The sequence below is a fragment of the Roseateles sp. UC29_93 genome, assembly GCF_042695725.1.
GTDB lineage: Bacteria > Pseudomonadota > Gammaproteobacteria > Burkholderiales > Burkholderiaceae_C > Roseateles > Roseateles noduli_A.
This window is the reverse complement of the sequence record NZ_CP170545.1, coordinates 3,909,064-3,927,182: the sequence shown is the minus strand read 5'-3', so window position 1 is coordinate 3,927,182 and position 18,119 is coordinate 3,909,064. Positions and strand designations below refer to the sequence as shown.

Sequence of the window (18,119 nt, the reverse complement as noted above, 5' to 3'; positions counted from 1 at the left end):
GAGGAGAGTGAACGCGCATTGTCTCCGCATGCCTCGCTTCGAGCTTGGGGGCGCCGGTGCCCCTCGAAGCGAATGCCGAGCGTGAGGAGGCGATTGAGCGGAGAGGGGTACCGGCGCCCCCAAGCGGGCGGGGTGCGACGTGCGCAGTGCGCCTCAGCCCCCGGCGGGTGCGGGTGTCGACGTCTGCCGCCGCGCGCGATAGCGGTCGCGGATCCAGCGCATCCCAGGCTGTTCCACCAACGTCGTCAGCCCATGGGCGAGGGCCATCGACAGGGCCATCGTCAGCGCGATGGCGAGGTGCACCTCGACGCCCCAGGACTCGAGCCGCCGCAACACCGACCAGCCGATGTTCTCGTGCAGCAGGTACAGCGTGTACGAGATCGCCCCCAGCCACAGCAGCACCCGATGCTCCAGCCAGATCCAGCGCCCGCGCGCCGCGCCGAACAGCACCGCGTAGAACACCGCCGCGAGTGCCGCGAGGCCCCAGTCCTCGACCAGCCCGATCACGAGGATCGCCGCCGCCGCCAGGGCCCAGTCCCAGGCGGACCCGGCGCCCCTGCGACTCAAGCGGTAGACCGTCACGCCGAGCGCGAACCAGCAGATGTAGGGCAGCAGCAGCCATCGCTGCCCGACCCAGGGCAGGTCGACGCCCCAGAAGGTCTTGGCCGCCGCATAGACCAGCCGCAGCGCCAGACACGCGAAGAGGAAGTTCCGCAGGCCCGCCGCGCCGCCGAAGCGGAAGCTCAGCAGCGCCCAGCCGTAGAAGAGCAGCTCCACTTCCAGCGTCCAGTACACGCCGTCGACATGCGCCACGCCGAAGAAGCCCTGCACCATCGTCACGTTGACCAGCAGCACGTCCCAGCCCACGGTCTTGCCGGGCAGGCCGATCGCGTGGGTCAGCGCGAAGGTCAGCAGGATCGCGCCCCAGTACGCCGGATATAGCCGGCTGAAACGCGAGACGACGAAGTTCATCGGCCGCGCGGTGCGCTCCAGCGTCATGAAGATGACGAAGCCGCTGATCATGAAGAACAGGTTGACGCCCAGGTACCCGTACGGGAACGAGACCACCGGCGCCTGCGCGTGACCGAAGAGCTGGTCATAGCGCGTCGTGTAGTGGAACAGCACCACCGCCAGCGCCGCGATGCCACGCAGGGCATCGAGCTGCGCCAGGCGTGGAGCGGAACTCACACCAGGACCTCGGCCGCGCCGGGATGGCTCAGGAAGCCTTGCGGGCTCGCCGTGATGCCGTAGGCACCGGACTGGAAGACGACCACCAGATCCCCCGGCTCGGCGTGCGCCAGTGTCATGCGCTCGCCCAGCAGGTCCAACGGCGTGCACAGCGGCCCGACCACGGACACGCCCGGCTCGGCCTCGCCGCCGACGCGGTTGCCGATGGCGACCGGATAGTTCTTGCGGATCACCTGGCCGAAGTTGCCCGAGGCCGCCAGGTGGTGATGCAGGCCGCCATCGGTGACGAGAAAGACCTGACCCCGCGAGACCTTGCGGTCCACGACGCGGCACACGTAGACACCGGCCTCGCCGACCAGGTAGCGGCCGAGCTCGACGACCAGCTTCGCCTGCGGCAGCTCGACCGCGGCCCGCTCGATCAGCGCCGCGAGGTTGGCGCCGATGGTCGTCAGGTCCAGGCGCTGCTCGCCGGGGAAGTACGGGATGCCGAAGCCGCCGCCGAGGTTCAGCACCTTCACCGGCGCCGGTGCATCCTTCGCCAGCCGCAGCGCGAGCTCGAAGCTCTTGAGCTGCGCCTCGACGATCGCCTCCGGCTTCAGGTTCTGCGAGCCGGCAAAGAGATGGAAGCCTTCGAAACCGAGGCCCGCCTCGCCGATGCGCGCGAGCAGTTCCGGCACCAACTCGGCGTCGACGCCGAACTGCTTCGGACCGCCGCCCATCTTCATGCCCGAGGACTTCAGCTCGAAGTCCGGGTTCACGCGCACGGCGACGCGCGCCGCGTAGCCGGTCTCCGCGCACAGCGTGCGCAGCAGCTCGACCTCGCGGAACGATTCCAGGTTGATCAGGATGCCGGCAGCCAGCGCCTGCTTCAGTTCCAGCGCGCTCTTGCCGGGACCGGCGAAACTGATCTCGCGCGGGTCGGCGCCGGCGTCCAGCGCGACCTGCAGCTCGCCGGCCGAGGCGACGTCGATGCCGTCCACCAGCGTCGCGAGGTGCGCGACCAGCGCCGGCATCGGGTTGGCCTTCATCGCGAAGTGCAACTCCAGCTTCGCGGGCATCGCGGCGCGGAGCTCCTCGACGCGACGCGTCAGCAGCGCGCGGTCATACGCGTAGAACGGCGTGCGGCCCACGCGGTCCGCGAGCCGCGTCAGCGGCTGGCCGCCGATCTGAAGCACGCCGTCGCGCGCGACGAACTGGTCCATCGTCGCGTGTTGCGGCGCGGCCTTGGCAGGCGCGGCGGGAGAGGTCTTGTCGTCGTTGTTCACGGCAGTCGTCACGAGGTTCTCACTGGGCTTCCTGCTTCGCCACCCATTCGGTGCTCAGCAGCTTGCGATCGATCTTGCCGTTGGGGTTGCGCGGCAGCGGGCCGGTCTTCTGCTCGACGCCGGCGGGAATCATGTAGGCCGGCATGCGCGCCTTGCACAGCGCCAGCAGCGCGGCGCTGTCGAGGGTGTCGGCACCGGCCGGCGGCGTCGCGATCACCTGGATCGTCTGGCCCAGCGTCGCGTGGTCCACGCCGAAGGCCACGCATTCGCCCACCAGTTGCGTCGCGTACAGGATCTCCTCGACCTCGGTCGGGCTGACGCGGTAGCCGGAGGTCTTGATCATCTCGTCGCGCCGGCCGATGAAGTACAGGAAGCCTTCGGCGTCCATGCGCACGTTGTCGCCGGAGAAGACGGCGTACTCCGGCAGTTGCAGTCCGGCCTCGCGGCCCGCCGCGCCGGGCGGCAGCAGCTTGTAGCGCTCCGCCGTCTTCTCGGCGTCGTTCCAGTAGCCCATCCCGACCAGCGCGCCGCGGTGCACCAGTTCGCCGGGCTCGTCCGGCGCGCAGGGCGAGCCGTCCTCGCGCAGCACCAGGATCTCGGCGTTCGGGATCGCCTTGCCGATCGAATCGGGCCGGCGGTCGACCTCCTCCGGCGGCAGGTAGGTCGAGCGGAAGGCCTCGGTCAGGCCGTACATCAGGAAGGGCTGCGCCGACGGCGCGCGCTGGCGCAGCAGGTTCAGCGTCTCGCGCGGCATGCGCCCGCCGGTGTTGGCGAAGTAGCGCAGCTGCTGGTCGATCGCCGCCGGCCACTCCAGCTGTGCGAGCTGGATGTACAGCGGCGGCACGGCTGTCAGGCCGGTGATGCGGTCGCGCTCCAGCGCCTTGAGCACGTCGCGCGGCATCAGGTAGTTCAGCAGCGACACCGACGCGCCCGCGTGGAAGGCCGTCGTCAGCTGGCTGAAGCCGGCGTCGAAGGACAGCGGCAGCGCGGCCAGCAGGCGATCCTCGGGTCGGTTGCGGAGGTAGCTCGCGACGCTCTTCGCCCCGGCCACCATGTTGCGGTGCGACAGCACCACGCCCTTGGGCCGGCCGGTCGATCCGGAGGTGTAGAGGATGGCCACCATGTCGGTGTCGATGACGCGATGCGCGGTCTGCGCCGGTGCGTCCAGCAGGTCGCTGTAGCGGACCCCGCCGTCCGGCGACGCATCGGACGCCGCCGCAGACGACGCCGCAGACGACGCATTCGGCGCGGGATCGACCACGACGACATGCCGCACCGACGGGCATTCGGCCAGCACCGTCCGCAGCGACGAGAAGCGGTCGCGCGAGGTGATCAGCACGCGCACGTCGCAGTCGCGCACGATGAAGCCGACCTGCTCCGGCTTGAGGATGGGGTTGACCGGCACGAACACGCCGCCCGCGGCCGGCGCCGCGAAACTGGCCACCACCGTCTCCAGCCGCTTGTCGAGGTAGATGCCGACACGCTCGGCCCGTTGCAGGCCCAGCGACAGCAGTCCGTTGGCCAGCGCGCGGACCTGCGCGGCGAGTCCGGCGTAGTCCAGCGCGCGGGCGCCGTCGCGCAGCGCCGGGGCCGCCGGATCGCGCTCGGCGCTGTGCCAGATCAGGTGCGGAAGCAGGTGGCTGTCGGTGGCGGCGGTCATGAAAAAAGTATCTCACGCGGTCCCCTGGCAATCCCGCACGAAGCCCGCCGGATCCCCTTGGGATGAGGGGGCGCCCCGGGGGTTCCCCCCAGAGGGCGACAGTTAAGATCCTCCCCGACCATGAACAGCCAACAACACCTGCTCGCCATCCTCGACGACGTCCTCAGCCTGGAAGGCCGGGCGAAGGACTTCACCGTCGACACCGCGCTGCTGGGCGCGATCCCGGAGCTCGACTCCATGGCGGTCGTCAGCCTGATCACCGCGCTCGAGGAACAGTTCGGCATCGTCGTCGACGACGACGAGATCGACGGCGCCACCTTCGCCACCGTCGGCGCGCTGCTCGACTTCGTGAACGGCAAGCTCGCCGCCTGACGGGCGCCGCGACCGCCGCGCCACCTGCCCATGGCCGCCGCCACCACGCCGCCCACCCCATCCACGCCGTTCTTCCTGGATGACGGCGCGGGCGGACAGCGGCTGTGCGTCCACTACCCCGCGACCGGCGCCGCGCGCGGCCAGATCCTGCTCCTGCCGCCCTTCGCGGAGGAGATGAACAAGTCCCGCCGCATGATCGCCCTCGCCGCGCGCGCGTTCGCCGCCGCCGGCTTCGAGGTGCTGACGATCGACCTGCTCGGCTGCGGCGACAGCAGCGGCGACTTCGGCGACGCCAGTTGGTCGCACTGGCAGGACGATGTGCGGCTGGCGGTCGACTGGCTGGATGCACGCGCCTTGCCCGGTCCCCCCGGTCCCGACGGCGTGAAGCCGCCGCTGTGGCTGTGGGGCCTGCGCGCCGGCGCGCTGCTGGCGCCCGCGGCCTTCGACGCGTTGGCCGATCGGCCGCTGCATCTGCTGCTCTGGCAGCCGCTGGCGGCCGGCAAGCTCCAGCTCCAACAATTCATGCGCCTGCGCGTCGCGGCCGACCTCATCGGTGGCCAGGCCAAGGGCGCTGTCCAGGCGATGCGCGACCAGCTCGCGCGTGGCGAGCCGGTCGAGATCGCGGCTACCTGCTCGCGCCCGCGCTGGCCGAAGGCCTCGATCCGCCCAGTTGAAGCCGTCGGCGCGTGTGCGCCGCGTCGCGTGGCTGGAGCTCTCGCCGCGCGAAGACGCGACGCTCACGCCCGCCGCGGCGATGGCCGTCGACGCCTGGACCGCGCAAGGCGCCGAGGTGCGCGCCGCCGTCTGCCAGGGCCCGTCGTTCTGGGCGGCCACCGAGATCGAGGAAGCGCCGCGCCTGATCGAAGCCAGCCTCGCCGCGCTGAGCGCCGACGCGGACTTCGCGACTCGCCCGGTCGAGGCGGTGCCCGCATGAACGCGACCGCCGCACCCGCCCATCGCGACAGCGTGCTGCGCATCGACTGCGACGGCCAGGCGCTCGTCGGACTGCTGAGCGAGCCCGTCGTCGCGATCTCCGCCGCGTCGAACGCCGCATCCGCTTCAGCGTCCGCGTCGATGAACGCGGCCGCTCCCGACACCGGCGTGCTGCTGATCGTCGGCGGCCCGCAGTACCGCGTGGGCAGCCATCGCCAGTTCACGCTGCTCGGCCGCGCGCTGGCCGGCGCCGGCGTGCCCTGCCTGCGGCTGGACCACCGCGGCATGGGCGACGCGCAAGGCGAGCAACGCGACTTCGAACAGCTCGACGCCGACATCGCCGCCGCCATCGATGCCTGGCAGCGCGAACACCCGTCGCTGAAGCGCGTGGTGCTCTGGGGCCTGTGCGACGCCGCCTCCGCCGCCCTGCTCTACGTGCATCGCCGTCGCGACCCGCGTGTCGCCGGGCTGTGCCTGGCCAATCCCTGGGTCCGCACCGCGACCAGCCTGGCCCGCGCGCAGGTCAAGCACTACTACCTGGACCGCCTGCGCCAGCCGGCGTTCTGGCGCAAGCTGCTGAGCGGCCGCGTGGGCCTGGGCGCCGTGCGCGAGTTGCTGGGCAAGCTCGCGCAGAGCCGCGCGCCGGCACACGCCGCCGGCTCGTCGAGCGCGACAAGTCTGGTCGACACCCGCCACTACACCGAGCAGATGGCCGACGGCCTGCGCGCGTTCGGCGGCCCGGTGCTGCTGATCCTCTCGGGCGACGATGTCTGCGCCAATGAATTCCTGGACCGTTGCCGCGACGGCGGCCCCGCCTGGCAGGGCCTGCTGACCCGCCCCGGCCTGCGCCGCGAGGACCTGCCCGACGCGGACCACACCTTCTCGACCGCCGCCTGGCGCGCCCACGTCGAACGGCTGACCGCCGCCTTCGTGCGCGGCGTGCCCGCCGCCGCCTGACCGCCTGACCGGTACACCCGGCCCCACCGGAGCCCCGCCATGTCCGTCCCTGCTACCCCCGGCGCCCCTCGTGCCCCCCGTGCCCCTGGCGCTTCTCAAGCGCCTCGCGCCCGCTGGCGCACCCTCGTGCTGGCGCTGGCCGGCGTCGTTGCCGCCCACGCCGCCGTCGCGCAGGGCACGGGCTGCGGCGGACTGGCCAACAACTACGGCCCGTACGACTACCGCCAGTACAAGGACGCGCCCGAGATCGACCCGGTGACCAGGCAGATGTCGCCGCTGCAGATGGTCGAGGGCGCCCACTTCATCGACACCTGCGAGGCGCTGGTCAAGTGCAAGCGCGGCACCATCGGCAGCGACATCGACTACACGCTGCGCGCCTTCCCCAACCACCATCGCGCGCTGGTCGCGATGATGCTCTACGGCGATCGCACCAAGCGCGACCAGCCGCCGGACGCGTTGTTCACCGTCGACTGCTACTTCAAGCGCGCGCTGGCCTGGAAGTCGGACGACGTCATCGTGCGCCTGATCTACGCCGGCTACCTGAACGGCAAGGGCAAGCCCGCGCCCGCCAAGGAACAGCTGGAAGCGGCGTCCAAGCTGACCGGCGACAACGCCTTCTCGGTCTACAACGTGGGCATGGTCGCGCTGGACCTCAACCAGGTCGACCTGGCGGTCGAGTCCGCCCGCAAGGCCTACGGCGCCGGCATGACGCACCCGGTGCTGCGCCAGCGGCTGATGGCGATCAATCGCTGGCCCACGGACATCGTGCTGCCCGGCGAAGCGGCCTTCGCGCCGGAGTCCTCGCCCGCATCATCACCGGCGGCCGCGGCCGCGGCGTCCGCCGCGTCGGCGCCAGAGTCCGCCGCGCCGGCCACCGCCCGCTGACCGGGAGGCCGCCGACTTGAGCCCGCCGCCCACCATGCTCGCGCCGCGACTGCCTGTCATCGGCTGGCGCACCTTCGCCGGCGCCGCGCACATCGACCAGCACAGCCTGCTCGACCATCCGCGCCACCTGTCGACCACCAGCGGCCGCGCGGCGATCCTGCTGGCCCTGGAATGCCTGGACGTCGGTCCCGGCGACCTGGTGCTGCTGCCGACCTACCACTGCCCGACGATGGTCTCGCCGGTGAAGACGCTCGGCGCCGACGCCGCCTTCTATCCGATCGACGAGCACGGCGCGCCGCGACTGGACTGGCTCTCGGCCCACGTGCCGCCCGCCACCAAGGCGCTGCTGGTGCCGCATTACTTCGGGCTGCCGCAGCCGATGGAAGCGGTCCGCGCCTGGTGCGACGCGCGCGGCATCGCGCTGATCGAGGACTGCGCGCACGCGATGTTCGGTCGCGCCGGCACGCGGCCGATCGGCTCCTGGGGCGACGTCGCCATCGCCAGCCTGACCAAGTTCTTCCCGACCCCCGAGGGCGGCATCCTCGCGCTCAACCGCGCCGACCTGACGATGCCGGCGCTGACGCCGGCCTCGCGGATCGACCAGGTCAAGGCCGGCTCCGACATCCTCCACATGGGCGCCGCGCACGACCGGCTGACCGGCCTGAACCGGCTGATCCGCGGCGCGTTCGCGCTCAAGAGCGCCCTGCGCCATCTGGTGAAGGGCCGGCCGGGCGGCGCGGACGCGACGCCGAGCCGCCATGGCGAACTCGACGAGGCCGAGGAGATCGACGCCAACATGGCGCTGATCGACCTGCCGCTCTCGCACCGCGCGTTGACGCGCGCCAGCGGATGGATCTCGCGGCGCGTGCCGCGGCGTCGCATCGTCGAGGCGCGCCGGCACCACTACGCGTTCTTCACCGAAGCCTTCCTGCGGCGCGAGGGCGTGTATCCGCTGCTGCCGACGCTGCCGGCGGACTGCGCGCCCTACGTCTTCCCGCTGTGGGTGCGCACGCCCGATCCGGGCTATGCCGAGATGCGCAAGCTCGGCGTGCCGGTGTCGCGCTGGGACCGGCTCTGGCCCGGCGTGCCGGCGCTGCCCGGCGACGCCGGCAAGTCGTGGTCGCACCACGTGCTGCAGCTCGCCTGCCACCAGGACCTCAGCGACGCCGACCTGCGCCGCATCGTCGAGCAGGTCGAGCGCCTCTTCATCGCGCCCGCGCGCTGAGAGCCAGGCAATGCGGCGCGTGCTCATGGTCTCCTTCCAGTTCCCGCCGATGGCGGGGACCAGCGGCGTGCAGCGCGCGTTGCGCTTCGCGCAGCAGCTGCCCGCGTCGGGCTGGACACCGAGCGTGCTGACCGCGCATCCCCGCGTGCATGCGCAGACCGGCACCGACCTTGTCGAGGAGATCCCGGCCGACCTGATCGTGCGCCGCGCCTTCGCGCTGGACGCCGCGCGGCACCTGTCGATCGCGGGCCGTTATCCCGGTTTCCTGGCGCGCCCGGACCGTTGGCACAGCTGGCTGCTCGGCGCCGTGCCGGCCGGTCTGAAGCTGATCCGCGAGACCCGCCCCGACGCGATCTGGAGCACCTATCCGATCCCGACCGCGCATCTGGTCGGTGACTGGCTGTCCCGCCTCAGCGGCCTGCCCTGGGTCGCCGACTTCCGCGATCCGATGGCCCACGACGGGTATCCCGCCGACCCGGTGCTGTGGCAGCGCTTCGCGGCGGTCGAGCGCAAGGTCTTCGCGCGCGCGCACACGATTCACCTTCACGACACCGGGTGCTGCGCGCCTTTATGCGAAGCGCTTCCCCGCCGCCGCCGACCGCATCCGCGTGATCGAGAACGGCTACAGCGAGGACGCGTTCCGGCAGGCTGAACAGACAGTGGGCGTGGGCGTGGGCGTGGGCGTGAGCGTGGGCGGCACCGGCCCGCGCGTGCTGCTGCACAGCGGCGTCGTCTATCCCGACTGGCGCAGTCCGGTGCGGCTGTTCGAGGCGCTGGCCGCCGCGAAAGCCGCGGGCCGCATCGATGCCTCGCGCCTGAAGTTGCGCCTGCGCGCGACCGCGCACGACGACTTCGTCCGCGAGCTCGCGCAGCGCCTGGACGTGGCCGATCTGGTCGAACTCGCGCCCCCAATCCCCTATGCCGACGCGCTCGCCGAGATGCTGCGCGCCGACGGCCTGCTGCTGCTGCAGTCGAACGACTGCAACGACCAGATCCCCGCCAAGGCCTACGAATACCTGCGCGCGCGCCGGCCGGTGCTGACGCTGGCCGATCCGGCCGGCGACACCGCGCAGCTGATGCGCCGCGCCGGCCTGCCGCACAACGCGGCGCTGGAAGACGGTCCCGGCGTGGCCGCCGTGCTCGACCGCTTCCTCGACGACCTGTTCCACGGCCATGCCGCGCTGCCCGCGGCGCCGGCCATCGCCGCAGCCTCGCGCGAGTCCCGCAGCGGCGAACTCGCCCGCGTGCTCGACGAGGCCTGCGCCCCCCAGATGCCTACCGCCGAGGCCCGCCCATGACCCCGACGACACCGACTTCCCCGACTGCCTCGACGGCCACTGCCGCCCTGCGCTGGACCCTGATCCCGCTGCCGCAGCCCGACGCGGCGGCCGCCTTCGCGCCGCATGCCGCCGCATGGGACGCGCTACAGGCGCGCGTTGCGGGCCTGCCGTTCCTGGAGAGCGCCTTCCTCGCGCCGCTGCTGAGCGTCTTCGGCACCGGCCGCGAACGGCTGGCGCTGCTCGGCGATCCGAAGGCCCCGCGGGCCGCGGCGATCGTGACGCCGGCCGGCACCGCGCAATGGACCACCTTCCAGCCCTCGCAGCTGCCGCTGGGCGCCTGGTTGAGCGCCGCCGGCGAAGCCCTCGAGCCCTTGGCGGACGGCCTGCTGCGCGCGCTGCCGCTGCCCGCGCTCGCGCTGGGCCTGACGCAGATCGACAGCCTGTTCCACCCTCGCCCCGCCGACGGCACGCGCTGGCGCGGACAGGACTACATCGAAACCGCCTGGGTCGACCTGACCGGCGATTTCGCGACCTACTGGGAAGCGCGCGGCAAGAACCTGCGACAGAACCTGAAGAAGCAGCAGAAGAAGCTGGATACGGCGGGCACCATCACGCGACTGGAGTGCCTGACGCGGCCCGAGGACGTGGCCCCCGCGTTGGCCCACTATGGCCGGCTCGAGGCCAGCGGCTGGAAGGGTTCCGAAGGCACGGCGATCGCGCCGGGGCATCCGCAGTACGAGTTCTATCGCGCGATGCTGGAAGCCTTCGCGCGCGCCGGCCGGGTCCGGCTCTACCAGTACTGGTTCGACGACGCCGTCGTCGCGATGGACCTGTGCATCGAGTCGGGCGGCAAGATCGTGATCCTCAAGACCGCCTACGACGAGGCGCACAAGGCCGTGTCGCCGTCGACGCTGATGCGCCAGCTGCAGTTCCAGCAGCTGTTCGACGCGGCCGCGGCCGGCGGTCCGATCCGCCGCATCGAGTTCTACGGCAAGGTCATGGAGTGGCACACGCGCTGGACCGCCGACGCGCGTCCGGTCTATCACGCCACGCTGTACCGCTGGGGCTGGGTGCCGGCGCTCAAGCGCCTGCTGCATCGCGGCGGCGCCGAACCCGGCGCTGATGCGACGCAGGAGAGTGCGGCCAAGACGTCGGAGGCGGCTTCGGCAGGAATGCCTGAGGCGGCTTCTGCGGCAATGCCGGAGGCGGCTTCAGCAGCAACGCCCGCTACGGCGATGGCATCGACATCGCCGACGCCTCCCCCGGCGCGCGCGGAGTCCGCGTCGTGAAGGCCGGTTCATGAGCAAGACCCCGTCCGTGCGTGGCGCGCTGGCCTGGTCCTTCGGCGAGCGCTACCTGAGCCTGCTGATCACCGTGCCGACCACGATGATCCTGGCGCGGCTGCTGACGCCGACGCAGGTGGGCGTCTATTCGCTGTGCGCGGTGGTCACGAACCTGGCGTCCATCCTGCGCGACTTCGGCGTCAGCGAGTACCTCATCCAGGAGCGCGAGCTCGACCGCGAGAAGCTGCGCAGCGCCTTCACCATCACGCTGCTGATGGCCTGGAGCATCGCGCTGGTGATCCTGGGCGGCCGCTTCCTGCTGGCCGACTGGTACCACGAGCCGCTGCTGGCGGACCTGCTGCTGGTGCTGAGCCTCAACTTCGTGATGCTGCCGCTGGCGTCGCCCTCCTTCGCGCTGCTCAACCGCGAGATGGCCTTCCACCAGGTCTTCCTCGTGCAGGTCAGCGCCAACGCCGCCAACTCGGCCACCAGCATCGCGCTGGCCTGGAGCGGCCATGGCGCGATGAGCCTGGCCTGGGGCCCGGTGGTCGGCATCGCCGTGCAGGTGGCGATCCTCGTCTGGCTGCGGCCGCGCGACGCGCTGCTGATGCCGCGTCTGCGTGGCGCGGGCCGGCAGTTGCGCTTCGGCGCGATGTTCACCGGCTCGCGGCTGGTGGAATCGGGCTCGCGCAACGGCCATGAACTGATCATCGGCAAGGTCTTCGGCTTCACCTCGCTGGGGCTGTTCAGCCGCGCGACGGGGCTGATCGACCTGCTCGGGCAGACGGTGAGCTCGGCCATCCTGCGCGTCGCGACGCCCGCGCTGGCGGCGGACCACCGCGCCGGACACAGCCTGGTCGGACCGTACGCGAAGGGCACGGCCATCTTCACCGGCATCGCCTGGCCCTTCATGGGCGGCGTGGCGCTGATGTCGGGCGACATCATCGCGCTGCTGTTCGGCCCGCAATGGCACGAGGCCGCGCCGCTGGCCACGCTGCTCGCGCTGGCCGGCCTGCCCTACGCGCTGACGATGCTGGCGCCCAACGCGCTGGCGGCCACCGGCCAGATCCGCCGCCGGCTGTCGGTGGCGCTCTGGTACGGACCGACGCACCTGGCCTGCGTCGGGCTGGCCGCGTTCTGGAACCTGCACGCGGTGGCGGCGGTGTTCGTCATCGGCAACCTGGTGCAGGTCGCGATGTACACGCGCCACCTGACCGAAGTGCTGAAGGCCACGCCGCGCGAGCTGTTCGCGCCCAGCTGGGTCAGCGTGCAACTGACCTTGGGCTGCTGTGCCGGCCTCGGGCTGGCGCAACTGGCCAGCCATGAGTTGAGCCTGCCGTTGATCCCGCGCATCGTCCTGTGCGTCGTCGCCGGCGCCGGTGCGTGGCTGGCCTGCGCCGCGCTGCTGCGGCATCCGGCGATGACCGAGGTCCGTCGCGCCCTGACCCATCTGCGGAGCCGCCATGCCTGAGCTGACACCGTCCCTGGCCGTGCCCGCCACCGCCGCGCCGATCCGCCCCGGCGAGGCGCTGCGCTGGGCGATGTTCCGCGCGCTGGAGCGCCTCAGCGACCTGCGCGGCAACAACACGCTGGGCGCGTTCTCGGTGACGCCGGCCGACGCGTCGGGTCCGGCGCTGTGGTTCTACGTGACGACGATCGGCGAGCTCAACGCGGTCGCGCCGATGATCGAGTGGCTGATCGCGCAGCGGCCCGACCTGCGTCCGGTGCTGATCACCGAGCATCCGCACTACCGCGACGCCTACCTGGCCCGGCTGCCGCAGGCGGTGGTCTGCACCAGCCGCGGCCACAGCGCCGATGCGCGCCGGCTCGCCCGCCTGCTGCCGCCGGCGATGCTGGCCGTGGCGGAGATCCCCTGCCTGCCGTCGGAGGCGCCCTGCCGCTTCTCCTATGCCTTCCTGCGCGAGGCGCGCCGCCACAACGCGGCCACGCTGATGCTCAACGGCTGGCTCTACCACTACGAACCGCCGGCGCGGCTGGACCAGATGGAGCGCCGGCTGCTGGAGCGCGACTTCCTGAACGCCTTCGACGTGCTGTGCGTGCAGGACGCCGAGACCGCGCGGCAGCTCGAGGCGCGCGGCGCGCCGCGCGAGCGGCTGCAGGTGACGGGCAACATGAAGTTCGACGCGATGCGCCGCGCCGACTGGGGCGTCGAGCAGGCCACGCGCAGCCCGCGACTGCTCGGCCATCTGCTCGCGTCGGCCCGGCCCATCGTGGTCGGCGGCTGCGTCACCGAGCTCGCCGAGCAGCATCAGGTGCTGGCCGCCTTCGAACGGCTGCGGCGCACGCATCCCGACGCGCTGCTGATCCTGGCGCCGCGGCATCCGGAGAACCTGGAGCGCATGGGCGAGTTGCTGGGCCAGCTCGGCGAGGCGGGACTGCGGGTCACGCGGCGCTCGCAGATCGAGGACGCGCCGCTCGCGGCCGACGTGCAATGCCTGGTGCTGGACACCGTCGGCGAGCTGCGGGACTTCTACGCGGCGGCGAGCGTCGCGCATGTGGGCGTGGACCACAACGTGCTGGAGCCGCTGGGGCTGAACAAGCCGCTGACGATCCGCGGCGGCTGGGACACGACCTACCCGTCCTATCCGGTCTACCGCCTGCTGCGCGATCGCGGCGTGCTGCACGAGTGCGACGACGCGGCCTCGATGTGCGACTACTGGCTGGCCGCGATCGAACGCGCGCCGCGCATCGCCGACGACCTGCAGCGCACCGAGGACGCGCTGGCGTCGATGCGGGGCTCGGTGGCCCGGCACCAGGCCGCGTGCGCGGCCCGGATCGGGCGCTGAGCGGCCGGTGCAGCCTGGTCCGCCGGACCGATGGATCCACTCAAGCGTTCTGCTTCAACGCGTCGCGCGTCGCTTCCAGCAGCGCGCGGCCGTTCAGCGCGTCGGGCTCGAGGTGGTTGCCCTCGGCCCATTCGTTCCAGGCGTTGATGAACACGACCTGACGCTGCGGCGGCTGGTGCTTGCGCGTCCACGCGAGCGCGGCCTCAAGCCAGCGGCGATACCGCTGCGGCGTGTTGTTCATGAGAATCGTCGCGCCCCCCGAGGAGCGCCGCGCGCTGTTGTCGAAGCCGGGACTGACGCAGCGCAGGAACGGATAGTCCGGCGCCGGTTTGGCCAGCACGCCGTCGACCATCCGGTCGTAGTCGAAGAAGTTGTGCTGGCCGTAGGCCTTGGGCAGCAGGCCCAGCGCCATCGCCAGGCGCGACTTCCAGCCGGTGAAGTGCTTGCCGCCCAGGCGCCGCCAGTCCGGTGCGAACTCGATCGACAGGTCCAGCCCGACCTCGCGCGGATCGGCGCCGGAGCCGGTGCCGCTCCATTCGAACTGGGCCAGCGTCAGCTCGCCGACACCCTCCTCGCGCGCGATGCGGCGCCACGTCGCCAGCGTGCGCCGCGGATCGGGCAGGTGGTCGACCTTGTAGACGATGAACAGCGGCTTGCCGTCGATGCGGATGTAGCGCGGATCACGGAAGTGCGGCAGCAGCGTGCGGATGTGCGCCTCGTCGTCCTCGTCCGAGTAGCGCTGCTCGATCAGCATCTCCCGGTCCTTGCCGTTCCAGGGCGCGGGTCCAGTTCTCGTTGGCCCAGGCCAGGCAGTAGGGGAAGTCGGGCTCGCCGCTGGCGCGGATCTCCTCGATCGGGCGCTCCATCAGGCGCTCGCCGGTGAACCAGTAGTGGTAGTAGCAGAAGCCGCCGATGCCGTGCTCGCGGGCCAGCTCGGCCTGCGCGGCGCGCGCCTCGGGCAGGCGCAGGTCGTAGAACCCGAGCTCGCCCGGCAGGCGCGGCTGGTAGTGGCCCTTGTACAGCGGCTTGGCCTTGGCGACGTTGCGCCACTCGGTGAAGCCCTTGCCCCACCAGGCGTCGTTCTGACGGAACGGATGGAACTGCGGCAGCACGATGGCGATCGCGAGCGGGTTCTCCGCGGAGGAGGCCGGCGTCGACGACGCGTGCGCGTCCGCGTGGTCCGCCACATAGTCCGGCGTGGCGAGGGAATCGGGCGTCATGCGGTTCATCGGGAAACGAGGGCTTGGAGCGCCTCGCGCCATTGGGCGGCGATGGCACGCGTGGAGTAGTCGCGCTCGATGGCGGGCATCGCGGCACGCGCGCGGGCGGCCAGCGGCGCCGGATCGGCGATGTGGTCGGCCAGGTGGTCCCAGTCGTCCAGCGCGCAGTGCGCGCGCCACGGCTGGTAATCGGGCAAGGGGTCGGCCATCACCGGCACGCCCTGGGCGAGCGCCAGCAGCATGCGGTTGTTGCTCTTGGCCATCGTGAAGGCGGTCATGCGGGTGGGCAGCAGCACCAGGTCCTGCTCGCCGAGCAGCGACAGGAAATGCAGCCGGTCCCAGGGCCGGTAGCGATGCGCAAAGGCGGCGCGGCCGAGCAGCTCGCGATAGCGTTGCTCGGAGTTGCTGACCACCGTCAGCCGCAGCGGCTGACGCCGCGAGGCGGCCTCCAGCAGCGGCAGCAGCGGCTCGAGCTCGGCCATGCCGCCGGTCGCGTAGGCGCTGCCGTGATTGCCGAACCACACCAGTTGACGGGCGACACGGCGCTGCGCGCGGTGCTCGCGCAACTCGCGCCAGGCGCGCCACTGACCGCGCCAGCGGCCGGGATGCATGCGGTGCGGCCAGGATTCGAAGTCGCGCGCGGCGGCGGGCGTCTCGACCGGATCGCCGACGACCCGCACCGGCGCGGCGGCGCGCAGGTCGGCGGGCAGCTCCGCCTCCAGCAAGGGCTTCAGGCCCGGCGACGACACGGTGAACAACGCGAACAGCGGCAGCGCCTCGCGGTAGGCGGTCAGCAGCTCGGCCCGGGCGGGGTCGCCGGACTCGTTCAGGAAGTAGTTGTCGAAGCTGTCCAGCACCAGCCGGACGCCGCGTTCACGGGCCTGGGCCAGACGCCGGGTCCGGTCGCGCAGCGCGGCCGGCGAGCCGGCATCGAGCAGCCATTTCGCCTGGACCACCAGCACGCCGTCAGCGGGCAGCGGTTGCGTGTCCGGCGCCGGATCCAGCACGCGCGAGACCAGACCCGAGCGGCGCAATTCGCGGCTCGGCATCAGGCAGCGCAGGCGCACGCCGGCGTAGGCCGGGTTCAGCGCGTGAGGCATCCAGTGAATCTGCAAACCGGCTCCAGCGCCCGCCTCCGGCGGCGGGCAGGCCGCGATTGTGCGGCATGGTCGGAAGCCTCCCCCCGAAGCGCGGCCCTCCAAGTGGGTGGGGTCGGGGACGGGTGCGCCAACGCATTTCCACGCCAGAATCCGCCGGGGGAATTCCACGCCGCGTGGACGCCCCTTCCCTTGCCTCCTGGCCGCTTCGCCGGTCCGTACACAACGATGACGACGAGCACCGCCACCTTCCTTTCCACTGGTCAACCGGTGCTGCCCGGTCTCTCCGCCGACGTCCCGGCCGCGCAACGCGACGCCGCGTGGCAGACCCTGCTGTCGGCGACCGATCCGGCGCCGGCGCTGGCGCAGGTCGGCGGACGCTTCTCGGTGGCATGGCGGCAGCCCGGCGGGCGCACGCTGCTGGCGACGGACCGCTTCGGCATCGAGCCGCTGTGCTACCGCATCGTCGGGCACGACCTGCAGTTCGCGACCCGCGCGGACGACCTGGCCGGCGACGACGTCGACCTCGACCCGCAGGCGCTGTTCGACTACCTCTACTTCCACGTCATCCCGTCGCCGGGGACGGTGTTCCGCAACATCTTCCGGCTGCCGCCGGGGCACGTCGCGATCTTCGAGCGCGGCGAGCTGCGCGTGACGCCGTACTGGACGCCGACCTTCCGCGCCGATCCGTCGCCCCGGCTCGAGGACCTGAAGGTCGAGTTCAAGGAGATCCTGCAGCGCTCCGTGCAACGGGCGATGCACGCGCCGGACGCGGCCTGCTTCCTGAGCGGCGGCACGGACAGCTCCACGGTCGCAGGGATGTTGAGCCGCGTGGCGGGGCGGCCGGCGGACACCTACTCGATCGGCTTCGAAGCCGAGGGCTACGACGAGATGGCCTTCGCGCGCATCGCGGCCAAGCACTTCGGCTGCCGGCATCACGAGTACTACGTGACGCCGAAGGACCTGGTCGACGGGATCGCCAAGGTCGCGACGCATTACGACCAGCCCTTCGGCAACAGCTCGGCGCTGCCGGCCTACTACTGCGCGCGCCGGGCCCACGACAACGGCGTGCGGCACCTGCTGGCCGGCGATGGCGGGGACGAGCTCTTCGGCGGCAACACGCGCTATGCGAAGCAGACGGTGTTCTCCTGGTACGGCAACGTGCCGGGTCCGCTGCGCGACTTCGTGCTGCAGCCCGTGTTCGGCTCGCCGATCGGCAAGCTGCCGCTGCTGAAGAAGGGCGCCAGCTACATCGACCAGGCGCGGGTGCCGATGCCCGACCGGCTGCAGAGCTACAACCTGCTGACGCGGCTGGGCATGGCCGACGTGCTGGAGACGGACTTCCTGCGCCGCGTGGATCCCCTGGGACCGCAGAAGCAGCAGCGCCAGGTGTGGGGCGGGCTGAAGACCGGCAAGCTGGTGGACCGGATGCTGGCCTTCGACTGGCGCTACACGCTGGCGGACACCGACCTGCCCAAGGTCGTGGGCACGACGCGGCTGGCGGGGACCTCGGTCGGTTTCCCGATGCTGGACGACGAACTGCTGGCCTTCTCCGAGCGGCTGCCGGCGGACTACAAGCTCAAGGGGCTGCAGCTGCGCTGGTTCTTCAAGGAGGCGCTGCGCGGCTTCCTGCCCGACGAGATCATCGTCAAGAAGAAGCAGGGCTTCGGCCTGCCCTTCGGCGTCTGGGCCACGCGCGACGCCAACCTGCGCGCGCTGGCGGAGGACTCGCTCGGCAGCCTGGCCACGCGCGGCATCGTCCGCCCGCAGTTCATCCGGAGCCTGCTCAAGGATCGGCTGCCGGAACACCCCGGGTACTACGGCGAGATGGTGTGGATCCTGATGATGCTGGAGCAGTGGCTGCGGGGGCGGCGGCCGAATTACCGGGTTTGAGCGCGCTTCAGGAGAGCAGCGCGGGCGCGGTCAGAGCGGGTCTTTCGGCAGGGA

The 18,119-nt window shown here is 71.7% G+C and carries 16 protein-coding genes; 10 read left to right on the top strand and 6 right to left on the bottom strand.

The features are described from left to right. Positions 1-153 precede the first annotated feature (153 nt). The 3 genes from ACFJIX_RS18270 to ACFJIX_RS18260 all read right to left on the bottom strand — a co-directional run bounded on the left by ACFJIX_RS18270 (position 154) and on the right by ACFJIX_RS18260 (position 4,113). Positions 154-1,188 (bottom strand): acyltransferase family protein, encoded by a 1,035-nt coding sequence (locus ACFJIX_RS18270; RefSeq protein ID WP_377153454.1) that lies wholly within the window; start codon positions 1,186-1,188, stop codon positions 154-156. Continuing rightward, on the bottom strand, positions 1,185-2,390 hold the full coding sequence (locus tag ACFJIX_RS18265; protein ID WP_377161841.1) for a pyridoxal-dependent decarboxylase, exosortase A system-associated: 1,206 nt from the start codon (positions 2,388-2,390) through the stop codon (positions 1,185-1,187). Before ACFJIX_RS18265 ends, ACFJIX_RS18270 begins: the two co-directional genes overlap by 4 nt. Positions 2,391-2,472: 82 nt before the next feature. Next, positions 2,473-4,113, bottom strand: coding sequence for an acyl-CoA ligase (AMP-forming), exosortase A system-associated (locus ACFJIX_RS18260; RefSeq protein WP_377153452.1), 1,641 nt, complete (start codon positions 4,111-4,113; stop codon positions 2,473-2,475). A 120-nt stretch (positions 4,114-4,233) separates the two neighbouring features. On the opposite strand from ACFJIX_RS18260, the gene ACFJIX_RS18255 reads away from it, so the two are divergent. The 9 genes from ACFJIX_RS18255 to ACFJIX_RS18215 are packed head-to-tail and all read left to right on the top strand — an operon-like array spanning position 4,234 to position 13,855. Then, positions 4,234-4,485, top strand: coding sequence for an acyl carrier protein (locus ACFJIX_RS18255; protein WP_067274648.1), 252 nt, complete (start codon positions 4,234-4,236; stop codon positions 4,483-4,485). Positions 4,486-4,515: 30 nt separating this feature from the next. Further along, positions 4,516-6,375 carry a hydrolase 1, exosortase A system-associated gene (locus tag ACFJIX_RS18250; RefSeq protein WP_377153450.1) on the top strand — a complete coding sequence of 620 codons (1,860 nt, stop codon included), beginning with the start codon at positions 4,516-4,518 and terminating at the stop codon, positions 6,373-6,375. A 39-nt stretch (positions 6,376-6,414) separates the two neighbouring features. Continuing rightward, positions 6,415-7,260, top strand: a complete 846-nt coding sequence (locus tag ACFJIX_RS18245; protein ID WP_377153448.1) for a tetratricopeptide repeat protein — start codon at positions 6,415-6,417, stop codon at positions 7,258-7,260. Between the two features lie 16 nt (positions 7,261-7,276). Then, positions 7,277-8,485 (top strand): DegT/DnrJ/EryC1/StrS family aminotransferase, encoded by a 1,209-nt coding sequence (locus ACFJIX_RS18240; protein WP_377153446.1) that lies wholly within the window; start codon positions 7,277-7,279, stop codon positions 8,483-8,485. A gap of 10 nt (positions 8,486-8,495) precedes the next feature. After that, positions 8,496-9,137 (top strand): glycosyltransferase, encoded by a 642-nt coding sequence (locus tag ACFJIX_RS18235; RefSeq protein WP_377153444.1) that lies wholly within the window; start codon positions 8,496-8,498, stop codon positions 9,135-9,137. After that, complete coding sequence (locus ACFJIX_RS18230) at positions 9,094-9,783, top strand: hypothetical protein (protein WP_377153442.1); 690 nt, start codon at positions 9,094-9,096, stop codon at positions 9,781-9,783. Before ACFJIX_RS18235 ends, ACFJIX_RS18230 begins: the two co-directional genes overlap by 44 nt. Beyond that, entirely contained in the window at positions 9,780-11,054 is a 1,275-nt protein-coding gene (locus ACFJIX_RS18225; RefSeq protein ID WP_377153440.1) for a GNAT family N-acetyltransferase, read from the top strand. Before ACFJIX_RS18230 ends, ACFJIX_RS18225 begins: the two co-directional genes overlap by 4 nt. Positions 11,055-11,064: 10 nt before the next feature. Then, positions 11,065-12,519 carry a lipopolysaccharide biosynthesis protein gene (locus tag ACFJIX_RS18220; RefSeq protein ID WP_377153438.1) on the top strand — a complete coding sequence of 485 codons (1,455 nt, stop codon included), beginning with the start codon at positions 11,065-11,067 and terminating at the stop codon, positions 12,517-12,519. After that, positions 12,512-13,855, top strand: coding sequence for a 3-deoxy-D-manno-octulosonic acid transferase (locus tag ACFJIX_RS18215; RefSeq protein ID WP_377153436.1), 1,344 nt, complete (start codon positions 12,512-12,514; stop codon positions 13,853-13,855). Before ACFJIX_RS18220 ends, ACFJIX_RS18215 begins: the two co-directional genes overlap by 8 nt. A gap of 40 nt (positions 13,856-13,895) precedes the next feature. Here ACFJIX_RS18215 and ACFJIX_RS18210 read toward each other — a convergent pair whose 3' ends face one another. From ACFJIX_RS18210 to ACFJIX_RS18200, 3 genes are read right to left on the bottom strand one after another with little or no spacing between them, the layout of a single operon-like run. Beyond that, positions 13,896-14,609 (bottom strand): glycoside hydrolase family 99-like domain-containing protein, encoded by a 714-nt coding sequence (locus ACFJIX_RS18210; protein WP_377153434.1) that lies wholly within the window; start codon positions 14,607-14,609, stop codon positions 13,896-13,898. Then, complete coding sequence (locus tag ACFJIX_RS18205; protein WP_377153432.1) at positions 14,536-15,075, bottom strand: glycoside hydrolase family 99-like domain-containing protein; 540 nt, start codon at positions 15,073-15,075, stop codon at positions 14,536-14,538. Before ACFJIX_RS18205 ends, ACFJIX_RS18210 begins: the two co-directional genes overlap by 74 nt. A 5-nt stretch (positions 15,076-15,080) precedes the next feature. After that, a complete protein-coding gene (locus ACFJIX_RS18200; RefSeq protein ID WP_377153430.1) occupies positions 15,081-16,175 on the bottom strand; it encodes a hypothetical protein in 1,095 nt (364 codons plus the stop codon). A 225-nt stretch (positions 16,176-16,400) separates the two neighbouring features. Between ACFJIX_RS18200 and ACFJIX_RS18195 the strand changes: the two genes are divergently transcribed. Continuing rightward, on the top strand, positions 16,401-18,065 hold the full coding sequence (locus ACFJIX_RS18195; RefSeq protein ID WP_377153428.1) for an asparagine synthetase B family protein: 1,665 nt from the start codon (positions 16,401-16,403) through the stop codon (positions 18,063-18,065). The last annotated feature ends 54 nt before the right edge of the window (positions 18,066-18,119 follow it).

Excerpts from the sequence above, each read along its gene's own strand:
- ACFJIX_RS18195 (WP_377153428.1), top strand. The coding sequence starts at position 16,401 with ATGACGACGAGCACCGCCACCTTCCTTTCCACTGGTCAACCGGTGCTG.
- ACFJIX_RS18205 (WP_377153432.1), bottom strand. The coding sequence starts at position 15,075 with ATGACGCCCGATTCCCTCGCCACGCCGGACTATGTGGCGGACCACGCG.
- ACFJIX_RS18220 (WP_377153438.1), top strand. The coding sequence starts at position 11,065 with ATGAGCAAGACCCCGTCCGTGCGTGGCGCGCTGGCCTGGTCCTTCGGC.
- ACFJIX_RS18265 (WP_377161841.1), bottom strand. The coding sequence starts at position 2,390 with ATGGACCAGTTCGTCGCGCGCGACGGCGTGCTTCAGATCGGCGGCCAG.
- ACFJIX_RS18235 (WP_377153444.1), top strand. The coding sequence starts at position 8,496 with ATGCGGCGCGTGCTCATGGTCTCCTTCCAGTTCCCGCCGATGGCGGGG.
- ACFJIX_RS18210 (WP_377153434.1), bottom strand. The coding sequence starts at position 14,609 with ATGCTGATCGAGCAGCGCTACTCGGACGAGGACGACGAGGCGCACATC.
- ACFJIX_RS18260 (WP_377153452.1), bottom strand. The coding sequence starts at position 4,113 with ATGACCGCCGCCACCGACAGCCACCTGCTTCCGCACCTGATCTGGCAC.
- ACFJIX_RS18255 (WP_067274648.1), top strand. The coding sequence starts at position 4,234 with ATGAACAGCCAACAACACCTGCTCGCCATCCTCGACGACGTCCTCAGC.
- ACFJIX_RS18200 (WP_377153430.1), bottom strand. The coding sequence starts at position 16,175 with ATGCCTCACGCGCTGAACCCGGCCTACGCCGGCGTGCGCCTGCGCTGC.
- ACFJIX_RS18250 (WP_377153450.1), top strand. The coding sequence starts at position 4,516 with ATGGCCGCCGCCACCACGCCGCCCACCCCATCCACGCCGTTCTTCCTG.
- ACFJIX_RS18245 (WP_377153448.1), top strand. The coding sequence starts at position 6,415 with ATGTCCGTCCCTGCTACCCCCGGCGCCCCTCGTGCCCCCCGTGCCCCT.
- ACFJIX_RS18225 (WP_377153440.1), top strand. The coding sequence starts at position 9,780 with ATGACCCCGACGACACCGACTTCCCCGACTGCCTCGACGGCCACTGCC.
- ACFJIX_RS18215 (WP_377153436.1), top strand. The coding sequence starts at position 12,512 with ATGCCTGAGCTGACACCGTCCCTGGCCGTGCCCGCCACCGCCGCGCCG.